At 46.6% G+C, this 15,967-nt stretch carries 14 protein-coding genes; 4 read left to right on the forward strand and 10 right to left on the reverse strand.

Annotation, left to right across the window (positions count from 1 at the left end):
- Positions 1 to 4 precede the first annotated feature (4 nt).
- From AC4EHJ_RS14475 to AC4EHJ_RS14485, 3 genes are all read left to right on the forward strand, one after another.
- Entirely contained in the window at positions 5 to 640 is a 636-nt protein-coding gene (locus AC4EHJ_RS14475) for a response regulator (protein ID WP_490976335.1), read from the forward strand.
- A gap of 151 nt (positions 641 to 791) precedes the next feature.
- Positions 792 to 2,240, forward strand: a complete 1,449-nt coding sequence (locus AC4EHJ_RS14480; RefSeq protein ID WP_490976336.1) for a S8 family serine peptidase — start codon at positions 792 to 794, stop codon at positions 2,238 to 2,240.
- 167 nt (positions 2,241 to 2,407) lie between these two features.
- Positions 2,408 to 4,858, forward strand: a complete 2,451-nt coding sequence (locus tag AC4EHJ_RS14485) for a S8 family serine peptidase (RefSeq protein ID WP_490976337.1) — start codon at positions 2,408 to 2,410, stop codon at positions 4,856 to 4,858.
- A 172-nt stretch (positions 4,859 to 5,030) separates the two neighbouring features.
- Here the strand turns inward: AC4EHJ_RS14485 and AC4EHJ_RS14490 are convergent, their stop codons facing one another.
- The 8 genes from AC4EHJ_RS14490 to AC4EHJ_RS14525 form a co-directional block, all read right to left on the reverse strand.
- Complete coding sequence (locus AC4EHJ_RS14490; protein WP_490976368.1) at positions 5,031 to 5,789, reverse strand: amino acid ABC transporter ATP-binding protein; 759 nt, start codon at positions 5,787 to 5,789, stop codon at positions 5,031 to 5,033.
- Positions 5,790 to 5,812: 23 nt separating this feature from the next.
- Entirely contained in the window at positions 5,813 to 6,469 is a 657-nt protein-coding gene (locus AC4EHJ_RS14495; protein WP_490976338.1) for an amino acid ABC transporter permease, read from the reverse strand.
- 40 nt (positions 6,470 to 6,509) lie between these two features.
- Positions 6,510 to 7,664 (reverse strand): saccharopine dehydrogenase family protein, encoded by a 1,155-nt coding sequence (locus AC4EHJ_RS14500; protein ID WP_490976339.1) that lies wholly within the window; start codon positions 7,662 to 7,664, stop codon positions 6,510 to 6,512.
- A gap of 90 nt (positions 7,665 to 7,754) precedes the next feature.
- Positions 7,755 to 8,576, reverse strand: coding sequence for a transporter substrate-binding domain-containing protein (locus tag AC4EHJ_RS14505; protein WP_490976340.1), 822 nt, complete (start codon positions 8,574 to 8,576; stop codon positions 7,755 to 7,757).
- A 375-nt stretch (positions 8,577 to 8,951) separates the two neighbouring features.
- Complete coding sequence (locus AC4EHJ_RS14510; protein ID WP_490976341.1) at positions 8,952 to 9,980, reverse strand: ABC transporter ATP-binding protein; 1,029 nt, start codon at positions 9,978 to 9,980, stop codon at positions 8,952 to 8,954.
- Positions 9,981 to 9,996: 16 nt separating this feature from the next.
- Positions 9,997 to 11,055, reverse strand: coding sequence for an oligopeptide ABC transporter permease (gene opp3C, locus AC4EHJ_RS14515; RefSeq protein WP_490976342.1), 1,059 nt, complete (start codon positions 11,053 to 11,055; stop codon positions 9,997 to 9,999).
- Entirely contained in the window at positions 11,052 to 11,981 is a 930-nt protein-coding gene (locus AC4EHJ_RS14520; RefSeq protein ID WP_490976343.1) for an ABC transporter permease, read from the reverse strand. The genes opp3C and AC4EHJ_RS14520 overlap by 4 nt, the downstream gene beginning before the upstream one ends.
- A gap of 107 nt (positions 11,982 to 12,088) precedes the next feature.
- Positions 12,089 to 13,738: a peptide ABC transporter substrate-binding protein gene (locus AC4EHJ_RS14525; protein WP_490976344.1), complete on the reverse strand. Its 1,650-nt coding sequence runs from the start codon at positions 13,736 to 13,738 to the stop codon at positions 12,089 to 12,091.
- A 136-nt stretch (positions 13,739 to 13,874) separates the two neighbouring features.
- Here AC4EHJ_RS14525 and AC4EHJ_RS14530 point away from each other — a divergent pair, with 136 nt between their 5' ends.
- Positions 13,875 to 14,243: a DUF3899 domain-containing protein gene (locus tag AC4EHJ_RS14530; RefSeq protein WP_490976345.1), complete on the forward strand. Its 369-nt coding sequence runs from the start codon at positions 13,875 to 13,877 to the stop codon at positions 14,241 to 14,243.
- Positions 14,244 to 14,325: 82 nt separating this feature from the next.
- Here AC4EHJ_RS14530 and AC4EHJ_RS14535 read toward each other — a convergent pair whose 3' ends face one another.
- Positions 14,326 to 14,772, reverse strand: a complete 447-nt coding sequence (locus tag AC4EHJ_RS14535; protein WP_490976346.1) for a GNAT family N-acetyltransferase — start codon at positions 14,770 to 14,772, stop codon at positions 14,326 to 14,328.
- 36 nt (positions 14,773 to 14,808) lie between these two features.
- Positions 14,809 to 15,963 carry a GNAT family N-acetyltransferase gene (locus tag AC4EHJ_RS14540; protein ID WP_490976347.1) on the reverse strand — a complete coding sequence of 385 codons (1,155 nt, stop codon included), beginning with the start codon at positions 15,961 to 15,963 and terminating at the stop codon, positions 14,809 to 14,811.
- Between the last annotated feature and the right edge of the window lie 4 nt (positions 15,964 to 15,967).

Raw genomic sequence — 15,967 nt, forward strand, 5'->3', positions numbered from 1 at the left:
CCAGGTGATAGAAGTAGTTTTAGTAGATGACCACGCAATACTGAGAGACGGCCTAAAAACCATGATCGGACAGGAAGACGATATGAAGGTCATCGGCGAGGCAACCGGCGCAGCGCAATTGAAAGCGATGCTGTCGACCATCAAACCGGCGGTTATCATAATGGATATCAATATGCCGGAGATTAATGGGATTGAACTGACCAAGTGGGTAAAGGGCCACTATCCAGAAATTAAGGTGATCGTGCTGACGATGTATAAAGATGATGAATATTTCATGGCCGCTATCCGCGAAGGGGCCAATGGCTATTTGCTGAAAGACTCTCCTTCTGAAGAGGTTATCTCAGCTCTCCGGCTGGTAAGCCAAGGGGAATCGGTCATTCCGCCGGCAATGACCAAAAAGCTTTTGTCGTTTCATCACGCTGACAACAAAGCCGATGGCAATTCACTGACGCCAAGGGAGACTGAAGTGCTTCTCGGTCTGGTCGAAGGCTTGTCGAACAAAGAAATCGCAGATCGGCTATTTATCAGTGATAAAACGGTCAAAATCCATATGAGCAATATCTTTAAGAAATTGAATGTCAAAAGCCGTTCGCAAGCATTAATCTATGCAGTCCAACATAAATTGGTGCCATTGCTGTAAAAGCGCAAGGCGACCCTGGCTACTACTTAGGTAGTAGCCAGGGTCGCCTTTTTAACTATTTAAAATACACCCGATGTAGAATGGCTGAAAAATGCGGGTTATGACATGCTTGATAAAGCAAAATATTCCGACTTTTAAAGGAGAGAAATTTATGACAAAAAGCTTACACATCGCAACAGTTTTGTTAATGGCTTTGCTATTGGTCTTCCAGCCTGCTGGAACAAACCGGCAAGCTGCTTCCGCTTCTGCCGGAACAGCAATCGACCCCATATTAGAAACGCTGCTCCTGGAAAAAGACCATTCCGCTCCGATTGAGGTGATCATCACTTTCCGGGACACTGAGAAAGTGATGCCGGAACATTTCCAGCTGCTGAAGAAGTTAGGCATTAAGACAGGCGTCTCTTTCAACAGCCTGCCAATCGCAGGAGCTCTTTTGACTCCCCAACAGATTAAGGCCCTCTCTTTAGAACAAAGTGTCCAGTCCATTTACTATAACGCACCGTTAGAGTACGACAACGAAACGTCCACTTCCCTGACCGGCGTCGACCAGCTTAGAGAAGACGCTGCTATTCAAGAAGCGAATGGTGGCTTTCCGCTGACTGGCCAGAATATCGGTGTCGTTGTTAACGACAGCGGAGTTGACGGAACCCACAAAGACCATCAGCTAGGCCGCAACCTGGTACAGAATGTCTTGGCCAGCACGAACTTGAACAGCACCATCGGCCTGGCTCCAATCACGTATGTGGAAAATGTCCCTAACACCGATTCCACTTCAGGCCACGGCACGCATGTGGCAGGCATTGTCGGCGGAACAGGTGCAATGTCCGGAGGCAAATATGAAGGGGTGGCGCCTGGCGCGAATTTGATCGGTTATGGTTCCGGTGCAGCAATTGCCATCCTCGATACCATCGGTGGTTTCGATTATGCTTTGACACACCAACGCGAGTACAACATCCGTGTCATTACCAATTCATGGGGAGACACAAGTGATTCGAATACTGATTTCGATCCGAACCATCCGATCAACGTGGCTACTAAAAAATTATACGATCGCGGCATCACCACCGTTTTTTCTGCCGGAAATTCCGGCCCTGCTGAATCGACCATTTCCGGCAATTACAAAAAAGCGCCGTGGGTAGTCACAGTAGCAGCAGGAGATCAAAATAGGCAACTGGCTGGCTTTTCTTCAAGAGGAGTAAAAGGCAAAGGCGGAACAGTGACAATTGACGGTGAAACCTTCCAATGGGCGGATCAGCCGACAATTACAGCTCCAGGGGTTGATATTATTTCAACTCGTGTGCTGTCTCCGTTGTCAGCGCTAAGCGTACAGAAGGATTCGGCAACAATCTCGCCTGCTCACTTGCCGTATTACACGACGTTCAGTGGCACATCAATGGCTGCACCTCATGTTGCCGGCATTATCGCTTTGCTGCTTGAAGCAGATCCAACCCTTTCTCCAACCGAAATCAAAAATGCATTGCAGCAAAGTGCAACGCCGATGGGCGGCTATGAGTCTTGGGAGACCGGCTCTGGCTACGTTAATGCCTACGCTGCTGTCCAATTGTTGAACAACACAACAGAACCCGTTCCAGCAAATTAAAAGAATACCCGCCTTTCTGAAAATGGAGAGGCGGTTTACCATTACCACTTTGTTTTGCCTAACAGCTCATGCCTTTGCTTAAAAAATACAACTTAAGCGGAATGGCTAAATAGCAGAAGAAAATAAATAAGGTGGCATCATCAAAACAATTGAAAAGAGGTTGGAAAATGAAAAAAGCATTGATATTCGCAATTTTATTATTTTTAATTTTCCCAGCATTCTCACCTGCTGGAGCAACAGAACTCACTTCCTCTACCAAGACGGCCGTCGATGAGAAAATCTGGTCGGCATTCGATGAAAGTAACACTGCCCAAGTCATCATTACATTTAAAGGCGATGGCAAACCGACAGATAATCAGCGAGCACTTGTTCAAAAACTTGGCATTGACTCTGCCGTTACGATGCAAAGCTTGCCAATAATCGGGGCAATTGCCACAAGACAGCAAGTAGAACAACTTGCTCAGAACGACGAAGTGCAATCGGTTTACTTGAATGAGAAATTGACCTATTTTAACGCAGATGCCTCTGCCATCACCGGCGTGGATAAAGTCCAATCTGATTCAGGGTTCCAGCAGCAAAACAGTGGATTTCCTTTATCAGGTGACGGCGTTGGCGTAGTCATCAACGACAGCGGGGTCGACGGCACACATAAAGACCACGAATTGGGCAGAAACCTTGTACAGAACGTTTTAGGTACTACCAATCTGCAAGGTACTGGAATCATCCCAATCTCTTATACAGAAAATGTTCCTAACACTGACACGAATTCAGGACACGGAACGCATGTTGCCGGCACGGTCGGCGGCACGGGCGCATTGTCCGGCGGCAAATATGAAGGGGCTGCTCCCGGAGCAGACTTGATCGGCTATGGGTCAGGCGGTGCTTTGTTCGTTCTTGATGGCATCGGCGGATTCGATTACGCCATTACCCACCAAAGAGAATACAATATTCGTGTTATCACCAATTCATGGGGCTCTTCAGGTGATTTTGATCCAAACGCCCCAATTAATATCGCCAGCAAAAAAGCGCATGACCGCGGAATCGTTGTGTTATTCGCAGCTGGCAATGCTGGTCCTGCCGAAAATACACATAACCCTTATGCAAAAGCTCCATGGGTCATCTCTGTTGGCGCAGGTGAAAAAGACGGCACCCTCGCTGATTTTTCTTCACGCGGAACTCAAGGTGTCGGTGGAACATTTGAAATGGATGGACAAACATGGAGTTGGACAGACGCTCCAACATTTGTAGCGCCAGGCGTCGATATCGTTTCCACACGGACCGTTTCCCCGGTCACAACTTTAGCAGCCCAAAAGGATCTTGAAACGTTGGATCCCGCACATTTGCCATACTACACCGTCATGAGCGGAACATCTATGGCCACCCCGCACGCAGCTGGCATAACAGCATTGCTATTGGAAGCAGATCCGACTTTATCTCCGGATGAAGTGAAAACCGTATTGCAGCAAACAGCGACGAATATGCCCGGCTATGAAACTTGGGAAGTCGGAGCAGGATATGTGAACGCTTATGCCGCTGTCGACAGTGTGATAAACGGCGCTTCTTACGGTGCGACATTGAACAGCACCAAAGAATTCAATGCCAATGTCATCTCAGAAAGAACAACTGAAGAATTTGCAGTAGATTATACTTTATCAACTAGCACCCAGCACAGCTTCACCGTTAAGGAAGGATTATCAACTCTGTTTGCGAAAGCCAATGCAGCAGGCGTTCTTGAACAAACAGGAAACCCTGTAAATTTGGTGCTCATCTCCCCTGATGGCACTGAATACAGTTCAGGGATCAGCTTGCTGTTCCCGACCACTTATGAACGGACAGTCATCGTCAACAGCCCGGCTGCCGGCGAATGGAAACTGGAAGTTCGTGGGCTTCGCGGAAACGATTTGAATCCTGTAGGATTGGCAGTGCCGGAGACGGTAAAAGGAGCGATTGCCTTTACGAAAGTAAGCGGCATTACTGGTGCTTCTGATATTGCAGGACATCCTGCTGAAGCGGCAATCGCCATGGGTATCCAGAACCGGCTGATCGACTCATACTCAAACGGCCTCTTTAAACCAGATGCCAAACTAAATCGTGCAGACTTAGCCACTTCTTTAGTAATGGGAGCGGAAATCCGCCAGAATATGACTTCAGCAGCAAACTTCGCTGACTTAGGGGAACTTGCCCCATATGCAGCAGCCGTCATTTCCAAAGGCGCCGCTTTCCGAGATTACAGCCAGACTTCAAAAGGTGTTGTAGAACTTCGCGCAACTGGAGCATTCGATCCGAAAGGCACAGTTACAAAAGCGGAACTTGCATACTCACTGGTACAGAGTTTAGGATTGCAGAAACAAGCCGAAGCGTTTACAGGTGACATAACAGTCCAGTATAACGACAAGCGGATATTAATCAGTGACCAAGCCACTATTCCGGCTCATCTAAAAGGCTATGTCCAATTAGCATTGGACTTGAATATCTTGAATGCGCAGTTTACCGCCACCCAAGGGAAATATGACTTAAAACCGACAATCAGCGCTTCATTTGCGCCAGCCCAGGAAGTGAAACGCGGTGATTTCGCGGTAGCTTTCAGCCGATATTACGGGGCATTTTTCGCTAAATAAACTTCAAAACGCCATCTCCTTTTAACAGGGGATGGCGTTTTTTATACAGCATGAGGAACCGGTAGCAGTCCAGCTCATAGCGGATCAATGCGGTGTTTAAACGCTAATTCTTTAGAACAATTGATTTAACCGAAAAGAAACCAGCCATTCGCTTACTGGCTGGTTTCTAAAGTTAATCCGTGACCACTGCCTCAACCTGATAAAGAAATTGTTTCGTCCGTTCCTCTTTCGGATGGAGAAAAATTTCTTTGGATGTTCCCTGCTCTACAATGACCCCTTCGTCCATAAAAACGACGCGGTCTGCAACTTCTTTCGCAAAATTCATTTCATGTGTGACAATCACCATGGTCATTCCTTCTTCAGCCAAGCTTTTAATAACCAGCAGCACTTCACGGACAAGCTCAGGATCAAGCGCTGAAGTGGGTTCATCAAACAGCATGACCAGCGGATTCAACGCGAGCGATCTGGCAATCGCCACCCGCTGCTGCTGCCCTCCTGACAACTGCGCAGGAAAATGGTCGCTGCGGTCACCTAACCCCACTTTGGCCAACAAAGCTTCGGCGATTTTTTTCGCTTCTTCTGGCTTCATTCCGTGAATGGCAATAGGTCCTTCCATGATATTTTCAATGGCAGTCTTATGAGGAAATAAATTGAACGATTGAAATACGAATCCCGTTTTTTTCCTCAGCTCCCTAATGACCTTCTTACGCTGCCTGTCAATTTTCCCGCCAGCATGGACTTGGTATTCGCCAATTTGAATGATGCCTTCCGTCGGCTCTTCCAAGAAATTCAAGCAGCGCAGCAAAGTGGATTTCCCGGAGCCGCTGGGACCCATAATAACCACCACTTCGCTCCTATCAATGGTAAGATCAATGCCTTTTAATACCTCATTGTCGCCAAAGGCCTTTTTTAAATTATCTATTTGGATCATAGTCATGGCAATCTCCTAACTTGTCAACGGACTAAGTATTTGGAACTCTGCACTTCCAGTCTGTCCAATAGTTTGGTGAAAAACGAAATCAAAATCCAGTAAATTGCTGCGGCCACTAAATAAATTGTCAGCGGTTCGAACGTTTTAGCGATGATCAAGCTCGACATTTGCAATAATTCCGTAACGGTAATCACCGAAACAAGCGATGTATCCTTTATCAACACAATAAACGAATTGGACAGTGTTGGAATCGCGATCCGCAAGCTCTGCGGCAAAATGATTCGCTTTAACGCCTGAGGATAGGTCATTCCCATCGACATCGAGGCTTCCATTTGCCCGCTGTCCACCGCCAAAATGGATGCGCGGAAAGATTCTGAAAGGTAAGCACCCGCATTTAAGCTTAACGCCAATACACCGGAAGAAATCGGATCCAAGGCAATTCCTATTTGCGGCAAGCCGTAATAGATGACGAATATTTGAACCAGCAACGGCGTTCCCCGCATAAGGGAAACATACGTATTCGCCACTTCGTTTAACACTTTCACTTTCAGGATCCGGATGATGGCTGTAAAAAATCCAATCACTAATGCGATAACGATAGAAATCGCTGCTAAGAAAATTGTCATTAATGTCGCTTTTAATAATGATGGCAATGAATCAATAATAATAGTAAAGTCCATAGTTCCTCCCGTCAGACAAGCGCTATGAATGTTATCCCGCTCAAACGAAAACTTCTTCTTTGTAGTCAATGTCGATTCCTAAACGTTTCAATTCATTTAGAAATGGCTGGAATCGATCCCGAATAATCAAGCTTTCGATCGGAATAACCCCTGTCTCAGTTATTTTCTTTGTCGCAATCAGTTTCGCTATAATCAGCGCCGGAAGCGCAGTTGTCTTAGCCATTGAGGTAATATTCCGTTCATGATCATATAAATCAATCATTTCCCATAAATGCTTGGTCCGTTTTCCGTCTTTTGTGCCCGTTACTTCCACTCGCAAGACTGTAATGTCTTCATGCGAATCCCCTTTCATTTTCGAAACAAGTACTTTCTCGGCAAAAGCCCGGGGTGTAGTCATGGTTCCTTCTATTTCAATGGGGTTGTCATCTAGAAATCCCAGCTCGCCAATCACTTTCATTTTTTCCCAGTGTCCTGGGTAGCGCACTGTTTTTTCATATAAATTTTTCACTTTTCCTTTTAACATGAAAGCTGTACTATGGGCATCGGTGATTACGGTTTCACATAGCCCGACCGGTTCGGGGAAAGTAATCTCTTGCAGATTCGAAAGCGGCGCCAATTCGACGATTTTCCCATCCTCAATAGCCGTTGCCGGTTTTGTATACAGCCCTAATAAACTTTCGAGGCGATAAACCACTTGATACCATAACGGTGGAATAGGGTGCATCGGAATTCCGCCGCATGTCATGACTGCTTCGGCCGCTTCGTCCAAGAGGTCTATGCCTTGTGCCGCTAAGAAGTTTGTAATTCCCGGGGCGACACCGCATCCCGGTACAATGATGACGCCTGCCTGCTGTGCTTGTTCATGCAAATCCATTTTCTCCATGAACAGAGAGCCCACGAGATCCACTAAATGGCAGTTGGAGGCGATAGCCGCCTTAATGGCGGCCAAGCTCAGCGAATGAGGAAGGCAGGCTACAGCCAAGTCAGCACCTGTTAAAACACGCGCAATATCTTCTTCTGTTTTTAACGCAGCTACTTTGCCGATCACTTTCGCGCTATCGGCAATGGCCAAGCATTTATCGATGCTGGCTTGACTAAAATCCACAGCCGTAATAACGTCGATTTCCGGAAATTTACTCATTTCCGTCACTACCGTTGTGCCAATCATTCCGGTGCCCAAGACAAAGATATGCAAGCTTCTCATCCTCCTTCTCCATGCTTTGCTTCAATTAACTTGAAAACACTAAAGGAACAAAGATGTTCCTTTGGCCACTTCGAGCATCCATCAATTTTCTAACGGCTCTGTTCCGAACCATTTTTTGTAGATTTCATTGTAAGTTCCATCTTCTTTCATTTCTCCCAGCGCCACGTTTACTTTTTCGATAAAATCTTCATTGCCTTTATTGACCGCCATGCCAATTTCATCTTTATTTAAAATATCACTCGCTATTTTAATCGGCAGACCCTCTTCTTTAATGTTGTAGCTGATCAGCAATTGGTCGTTGATGATGGCATCCAAACGCTTGTTTGTCAAATCCTGGATATAATCACTGACGGCTTTGTATAACTTCACGTCGGCACCTTCAACGCTATTCGCCACTTCTTCAAAAGTAGTCCCTCCGCCAACGCCGACTTTCTTTCCTTTAATATCTTCAAGTTTCGTAATATCATTTGTATCTTCACGCGTTACTAGCACTGAGCCCGTGATTACATATGGATCCGTAAAATCGACACTTTTTTTGCGCTCTTCTGTCACGGTCATTTGGCCGATAATGATATCAAATTTATCAGCTTTTAAACCGCCGATCAGCCCATCCCATTTGGTGGCAATAAAATTCGCTTCAACTCCAAGACGTTTGGCGAGTTCATTCGAAATATCCACATCGAATCCTTGGTACTCATCATTATCGTCAATGAAATTAAATGGCGGGTACGTCCCTTCAAATGCAACATTCAACTCTTTGGATTCTTCAATCCGGCTGAGGACAGTATCTGCGCCGCTTTTTTTCTCCCCTTGTGCCGTTTCTTTAGCATCTCCTGAACCGCAAGCTGCCAACATACTAATGATTAGTACAATAACGAACGACCACACAGCATTTTTCTTCATCCTATTTTCCCCCTTCTTTTTTAGAACTGCTTTTTTCTTCTGATGCGGAAAAATAACGTTCTACCGATTTGCACACAAAACAAACCCGTTAACGGTGAATCGGAGAACATGGATGGATGGCTTTTCTGAGAGGGAAAATCAAACCGATGAAATCATACAAGCGAGGAGTTCTAACGTCATTTTTCTCTTCCTTTTTTTAGAAGGTATTCCATTCATTATTCTCTACTAAAATCCAAAAGTCAATCAAACTTTCAGATTTTTCAGATAAAAAAGATTGTTTGAAGAAACACCTGAAACAAAGAAACTAGTAGATGCCCGCTTATGCAAAAAGAAAAAAGCTCACCCTAAGGCAAGCTTTTCCCACTGTAACTTTTGTTAATTGACACCTAGCATTGCCTCCGGCTCAGAAGCCGGCTCCGCTTTCGGTGTCCGTGCATCCTGCAGCCAGCATGCCGCTGTATGGCCTTGTTCCACTTCGGTATCGTGCGGCGTATACGAATGGCATACTTTCATTGTATGCGGGCATCTTGCCGCAAAAGCGCATCCTTCGCCAAGCGTTGCGAGCGTTGGCGGAGAGCCGGCAATCGGCAATAGCGGCTGTCCTTTGTCTTCATTGAGCTTCGGCATCGATTTAAGGAGACCGAGTGTATAAGGATGCTGTGGATTATAGAAAATCTGATCCAGCGTTCCTTGTTCGATAATCTTGCCGCCGTACATGACAGCAACTCGGTCCGCCATATTGGCGACGACACCGAGATCATGAGTGATTAGGATAATAGCCGTGTCTGTTTTTTGCTGCAGATCTTTCATCAAGTCCAGAATTTGCGCTTGGATGGTGACGTCAAGCGCTGTTGTCGGCTCATCTGCAATCAGTACTTTCGGATTGCAGGCAAGTGCCAAAGCAATGACGACGCGCTGGCGCATTCCTCCGGAAAATTGATGCGGGTAATTGTCCAGCCGCTGCTCCGCTTTCGGAATCCCTACTAATTTCAGCATCTCGAGCGCACGGTCGCGTGCCTGTGCTTTCGTCATGTTCTGATGGCGCTGGAGGCCCTCCATGATTTGCTTGCCGACTTTCATCGTCGGATTCAGCGACGTCATCGGGTCCTGGAACACCATCGAAATTTCGGAGCCGCGGATATCGGTGATTTCTTTGGCAGAGAGGCTCAGAAGGCTTTTTTCGCCATAAAGAATATCGCCTTTGCTGATTTCGGTATTGTGTTTTGGCAATAAACGCATGATCGATTTCGCCGTCACGGATTTCCCCGAGCCCGATTCACCGACAATCGCCAGTGTTTCGCCTTTTTTCAGCTCAAAGCTGACACCGCGGACAGCAGTGACTTTACCGGTTTGGGTCTTGAATGAAACATGCAGATTATCAACTGTCAAAATATTTTCTTTCATCGGATAGGACCCTCCCCTATTTTCTCATTTTTGGATCTAATGCATCGCGCAAACCGTCACCCAGCAAGTTGAAGCAAATCATGATCGTGCTGATAACAAGCGCAGGGAAAATCAATTTATACGGGAAGTACCTCATTGATTTATAGCCGTCTTCGATCAATACGCCGAGCGATGCAAGCGGCGCCTGCAAGCCAAGGCCGATAAAACTCAAGAAGGCTTCAAAAAATATCGCTGTCGGAATAGTGAACATGACCGTGACGATAATCGGCCCCATAACGTTCGGCAGCAGATGCTTCGTGATCAAGCGGCCGTTCGAAGCACCGAGTGTGCGGGAAGCCAAGACGAATTCCTGGCCTTTCAATTGCAGGATCTGCCCCCGCACAACTCGTGCCATGCCAACCCAGCCGGTGATGACCATTGCCAAAATGATGGAACGGACGCCCGGTTCAAGCACCAGGATAAAGAGGATGATGACGATCAAGTTCGGTATCCCCATCAGCACCTCAATAATCCGTTGCATGACGTTATCCACCCGCCCGCCGTAGAACGAGGAAATCCCGCCATAAATCACGCCGATAATTAAATCGAGTGCCGCAGCCACAACTGCGATGAACAAGGAAATTTGCGTCCCTGTCCAAACACGCGTCCACAAGTCGCGGCCAAATTCATCCGTACCGAACCAATAATTGGTTTCCACTTGCCGCTCGGCGTAAACATCCGTGCCTTGTGCGTTCAAGCCATTAAAGCCGAGCCATTCCATGCCTTCCACTTTCGGCGGCAAATTGGAATGAGCCAAGTTTTGTTCGCGGTACGTGAATTCATTCATGCCCGGCCCGATCAGCGCCAAGACGATTAAGAACACCAACAACACCAACGAAATCATGGCACCTTTGTTTTTAGCAAGGCGATGGAACGCTTCTTTCCAGAACGACTGGGAAGGCGTACCGATTTCTTCGCTTTTGCTTTGGTCAAGCGGCGATTTCACAAAAAGGTCGGCCGGGATGCCGTCCGGCGTGTATTCGCCATGCGTTTCAATCCCTCGCTTGCCCGGCAATTTCGCGTCTAATTCTGTCATGCTGATTCCCCCCTATAATTGATGCGAGGATCCAGGAAACCGTATATGATGTCGACGACAAAGACGACAAAGATGAACAGCGCGCTATAGAAAATAGTGATTCCCATGATAACGCTGTAATCGAGCACCAGAATAGACAATGTGAATTGCTCCCCCAGCCCCGGCACCGAAAAGATTTTTTCAATGACCAGCGTACCGGTCATAATGGAAACCGCCAGTGGTCCAAGCATCGTGACAACCGGAATCAGCGCGTTGCGGATAACGTGCTTCACCACAACCTGCTTTTCGGTCATCCCTTTTGCGCGTGCGGTAATGACATAATCCTGGCCGATGACTTCAAGCATTTCACTGCGGATAAACCGCGCGACTGTCGCCGTTACAGTTACCGACAGTGCAATCGACGGCAACAGGGTGCTCGAATAGCCTTCCCATAGCGCGACCGGAAGCCAGCCGAGCTTAACGCCTACATAATACTGCAGCAAAGCTGCAAAGACGAATGACGGAATCGACATCCCCAAAACAGCAAGAGCTACAGAACCGTAATCGAAAAGTGAATTATGCTTTAATGCGGAAATGATGCCGAGCACCATTCCGACAATCGCTCCAATGATCAGCGCCTGCAAGCCGATAAATGCCGAAGGGCCGATCCGGCTGCTGATCATGCTTTCCACAGTCCGTCCTTCATGTTGGAAAGAATAGCCTAAGTCGCCTTGCACCAAGTTGCCGATATATCGGAGATACTGGATGCCAACTGGCTGATCCAGCCCATACTTCGCGTTCAACACTGCCATTTGCCCAGCCGTCAATTTTTCCGGATTGGTGAATGGAGTTCCAGGAAGCAGCTGCATAAGGAAAAACGTTGCAGTGACAATGATAAAAAGCGTAATAATCATGTAACCAATCCGCTGGATTAGATACCGTTTCATAGGAACACCCCTATTTCTGTATGGTAAGTCTGTTCTGGATGAAAAAAATACGAGGGGCGCCCATTACTCGGCTACACCCTCGTATCTATAGCTGCATAATCTGCAAATTATTCTTCGATAGATGTCCACTTATAAGAGAATGTAGCACCAGTAGGGTGGACAATTAAACCTTTGATTTTATCTCTCATCAAGATAGCTGATCCGTCTTGGTAAAGCGGTGCAATTGCAGCATCTTCTTCCAAGAGGATTTTTTCAATGTTCAACAGCATTTCGTAGCGTTTCGCTGCGTCAGTTTCAACGCGTGCTTGTGATACTAATGCGTCAAGTTCTGGGTTGTGGTAGTCCATGCGGTTAGCAGAACCGTCTTTTAGCCACATATCCAAGTATGTCATCGGGTCGCTGTAATCCGGGCCCCATGAAGACAATGACAAGTCGTATTCAATCGCTTTTTCAATTTCCAAGCGCTGTGCGAATGGCACTGCTTTGATCTCGAGTTTAAAGCCTGGAAGATTTTCTTCAAGCTGTGCCTGAAGGTATTCCGCCACTTTTTTGTGGTCGTCAGAATCTGAAATGTTGATTGATGCCGTTACATCCGCAACGCCAGCTTCTTTAAGGCCTTCAGCGAATAATTTTTGCGCTTCTTCAACCGTACCTGTGTTGAAATCGCCGTTCAATTCACGGAAGTCCGTACCATCCGGATTTGTGAAGAATCCTGCTGGCACCACTCCGTTAAGAGGTGTAGAGCCGTCTTTCAAGATAACATCTGTCAAACTCTTTTTATCAATTGCCATATTCACTGCTTGGCGGACTTTCTTGTTGCCCAGCACTGGATGGTTATGGTTGAAGCGCAAGAAAATCATGCTCGGCTCCAAAATCGTATTGAAGTTCGCATCGTCTTTGAATTGCTCTACAGACTCAGAGCTCAGGTCAACACGATCCACTTTGTTTGTTTCATACAAGTTGACACCAGTAGTTGAATCTTTTACAACGTAAGCGTTGATCGTATCCAATTTAACCGCTTCTGCGTCCCAGTAGTCTGCATTTTTTTCGTATTTCCAGCCTTGCTCGTGCGTCCATTCAACCAATTTGAAAGGTCCGTTAAACAATAGGTTTTCTGCTTCAAGTGCATATTGATCGCCTTGCTCTTCAACGAATTTCTGGTTTTGCGGCAAGAATGTTGGGAAAGTCAACAATGACTGAAGTAATGGGTTTGCGCTTTCCAGCGTAACTTCCAATGTTTTTTCATCAATCGCTTTAACACCCAATTCCTCAGCATCCACTTCTTCGTTCATGATTGCTTCAGCATTTTTGATGCTTGCTGTAACGAACATGAAGTTGTATGGGCTCGCATCTTTCATGACGCGCTTCCAAGCATATTCAAAATCCTGTGCTGTAACCGGCTCGCCATTGCTCCATTTTGAATCGCGCAATGTGAACGTATGTACAGTCTGATCTTCGTTTTCTGTATGTTCTGCTACTAAAGCGTCAATCGGCTCATGATTTTCATCTTGGCGGTACAAGCCTTCGTTGACATTATTTAGCACTGTGAATGCTACGCCATCGTGTGCTTTTGTAGAATCCATTGTAGGAATATCAGCAACAGCTGAAACATTCAATACTTGGCCCGCTGTTTCTTCGCCGCCTTCTGATCCCGACCCTTCTGAAGAGCTTTCGGAAGAGTTAAAGTTACATCCGGATAATATTAAGACGAATGACATTAAAACCAATAAAGCTTGGGCTTTCATCTTTTTCCCCATTTTTCTACCCCCTGTGTTTTCTAATAATTCTTTTTAATCATAATAGTAATTTACAATTTAGGCAACAAAATATTTAAATTTTCTAAAATTAGAAATGCATGGTAATCTATAATTATTCAAGGAAAGGACCAATTATATGACTTCAAAACTACTACTGTTCAGCGTCTCCATCTTTTCTTCAATTATTCTGTCATTTATGCTGTATACTCCGTGGAGCTTTATCAAATGGCTAGACGCTGTATTCTTGGTCAGCCTCTTTCTTCTCATGGCGGCGGCGGTGATGTCCCTCATCGAAGGAAAGTTTTTCGAAGCGTTCATCCATAGCACAAAAAACTTTTTTGCAAAAGTAAATAAAAAAGAACAATTGATCCGGGAAAGCGAAAAACGCTCGTTTGAAAATCCCAGCTTCGAGAAAGTTTTTCCGGCGCGGAAAAACTTCTTTATCATCGGCATGCTGTTAAGTGCCGGTTCATTGCTCTTATCCACTGCTTTTTATTATTTTTGATGCGTTCTGACAGAAACAGGCGGGAAAAACTCAATGAGTTTCCCCGCCTGTTTTTTTTATGGATGTAAAGTTTTTCTGAACTCTATTTTTTTAGTGCCCAAAAAACCAATTCATCATCCGCCCCTGTCTGGTGCATGCCCAGCTTTTCGAGCACTTTTATCGAGGCGGCATTGCCATGCGCGCATTCAGCGATTACCTGCATCACTCGGCCTGTTTGGAAAGCCCATTCAATCAGCCCGTTAACTGCTTCTGTGGCAAAGCCCTGATTTTGCGCTTCCACCGCGATGCCATAGCCGATTTCAACCACTCCGCCGCTGTCTGGAATCCCTTTAAAGCCGGCGTCGCCAATAACTTTGCCATCCCGCCGGCATACGACCATCCACACGCCCCAGCCCAGCAACTCAGGTCTGTCTTCCAATTCCGCCAAATGCATATTAATGTGCGGTCCCATATCGTATTGGGCCGCGAAATCGCTGTAGTTTTCAGGCGTGCATGGCACCAAGTCCAATCGCTTTGTCTGAATTTCCATATTGTCTCCTTTCAATCCTTCACTTAACGTCATAGTTCAATCATTATTTCCAGATGTGCCGGCTAATGCTTTAACCATACGGTAGTTTTGCAGCTGCACTCCAAGGCGCATTACAGTTCGCGGTTGGGTAACGGCAAACCCGTAATGTTCAAAAAAGGGCTTCGCGGTGATGCTGGCGTCCACAATAAGCTTTGCCAGCCCTTGCACCAGTGCTGCTTGCTCGATTTCCCAAAGCAGCCGGCCTGCAATCCCTTGACGTTGATAATCTTTGTGGACATACAAACGTTCCAATTTGCCGCCAGCCGCCAAGTCAGCGAATCCGGCAAGGTTTCCGTCTTTCCAAGCGACAAATGTTTTGTTCTCAGCAAGAGAAATGCGCCATTGTTTCACCTTCTCTTGCCGCAGCACTTCAGGCGCCCATGCAGCGAGCTGTTCCGGCAAATAATCCGCCGCATTGACCGAATGGACTGTGCCGTAAAACAGCGCAACGATTTCTTCAGCATGCAACGGTTCAAATTCCCTGATCTCAATTGCATCATGTGCGATCAGCGCAGGCAATTGCTGCAAATGGGTGATGGAAAAGTCGGCGCTTGGCGCCTGCCCATACGGGTTTTCCATCCAGATCGCCGACATGCCTACCGCCTTGGCTGCCACTACATCGTTTTCCGGATGGTCGCCGATATACACTGCTTCATGGGCTTTGACACCCATTGCCTTCAGCGCCTTTTCAAATATGCGCGGATCGGGCTTAGACATGTTTTCTATCCCCGACACCAAAATTACGCTAAAATATCCTTCAATGCCGAGCGTTCGGATGCTATCCATCTGCAGCTGCCCCGGCCCATTCGTAATAATCGCCAATTGGATGCCGCTCTTTTCCAGATTTTGAAGCATTTCCTCGAGCCCTGGAAAACCCATGCAATGTTCTTTGAATCGGCTGACGTAATCTGCCAGCATTATTTCCCAGGAAATACCCGTTATGCCGAATTCCTCGATCAGCTGCTGATAGACTAGGTCTTTCCAGCGATAGCCTCTCGCATCCAGTTCAATGAACCGCTGCACATACTGTCTTTTCGGGATATGCCCGAGCTCTCCAGGGAACCGGTCGTATTGAACCCCTATAAAGGAAGCAATCGACCGATCGCGGTCCAATAACGTGCCGTCTAAATCAAATATTGCCGCTTTGAACACGCTC

The sequence above is a fragment of the Planococcus sp. TJ-301 genome (assembly GCF_058268475.1).

Bases quoted from the DNA above. Each gene is read 5' to 3' on its own strand.
- AC4EHJ_RS14490 (WP_490976368.1), bottom strand. From the start codon at position 5,789: ATGATCCAAATAGATAATTTAAAAAAGGCCTTTGGCGACAATGAGGTA.
- AC4EHJ_RS14530 (WP_490976345.1), top strand. From the start codon at position 13,875: ATGACTTCAAAACTACTACTGTTCAGCGTCTCCATCTTTTCTTCAATT.
- AC4EHJ_RS14520 (WP_490976343.1), bottom strand. From the start codon at position 11,981: ATGAAACGGTATCTAATCCAGCGGATTGGTTACATGATTATTACGCTT.
- AC4EHJ_RS14480 (WP_490976336.1), top strand. From the start codon at position 792: ATGACAAAAAGCTTACACATCGCAACAGTTTTGTTAATGGCTTTGCTA.
- AC4EHJ_RS14495 (WP_490976338.1), bottom strand. From the start codon at position 6,469: ATGGACTTTACTATTATTATTGATTCATTGCCATCATTATTAAAAGCG.
- AC4EHJ_RS14535 (WP_490976346.1), bottom strand. From the start codon at position 14,772: ATGGAAATTCAGACAAAGCGATTGGACTTGGTGCCATGCACGCCTGAA.
- AC4EHJ_RS14510 (WP_490976341.1), bottom strand. From the start codon at position 9,980: ATGAAAGAAAATATTTTGACAGTTGATAATCTGCATGTTTCATTCAAG.
- AC4EHJ_RS14525 (WP_490976344.1), bottom strand. From the start codon at position 13,738: ATGGGGAAAAAGATGAAAGCCCAAGCTTTATTGGTTTTAATGTCATTC.
- AC4EHJ_RS14485 (WP_490976337.1), top strand. From the start codon at position 2,408: ATGAAAAAAGCATTGATATTCGCAATTTTATTATTTTTAATTTTCCCA.
- AC4EHJ_RS14505 (WP_490976340.1), bottom strand. From the start codon at position 8,576: ATGAAGAAAAATGCTGTGTGGTCGTTCGTTATTGTACTAATCATTAGT.
- opp3C (WP_490976342.1), bottom strand. From the start codon at position 11,055: ATGACAGAATTAGACGCGAAATTGCCGGGCAAGCGAGGGATTGAAACG.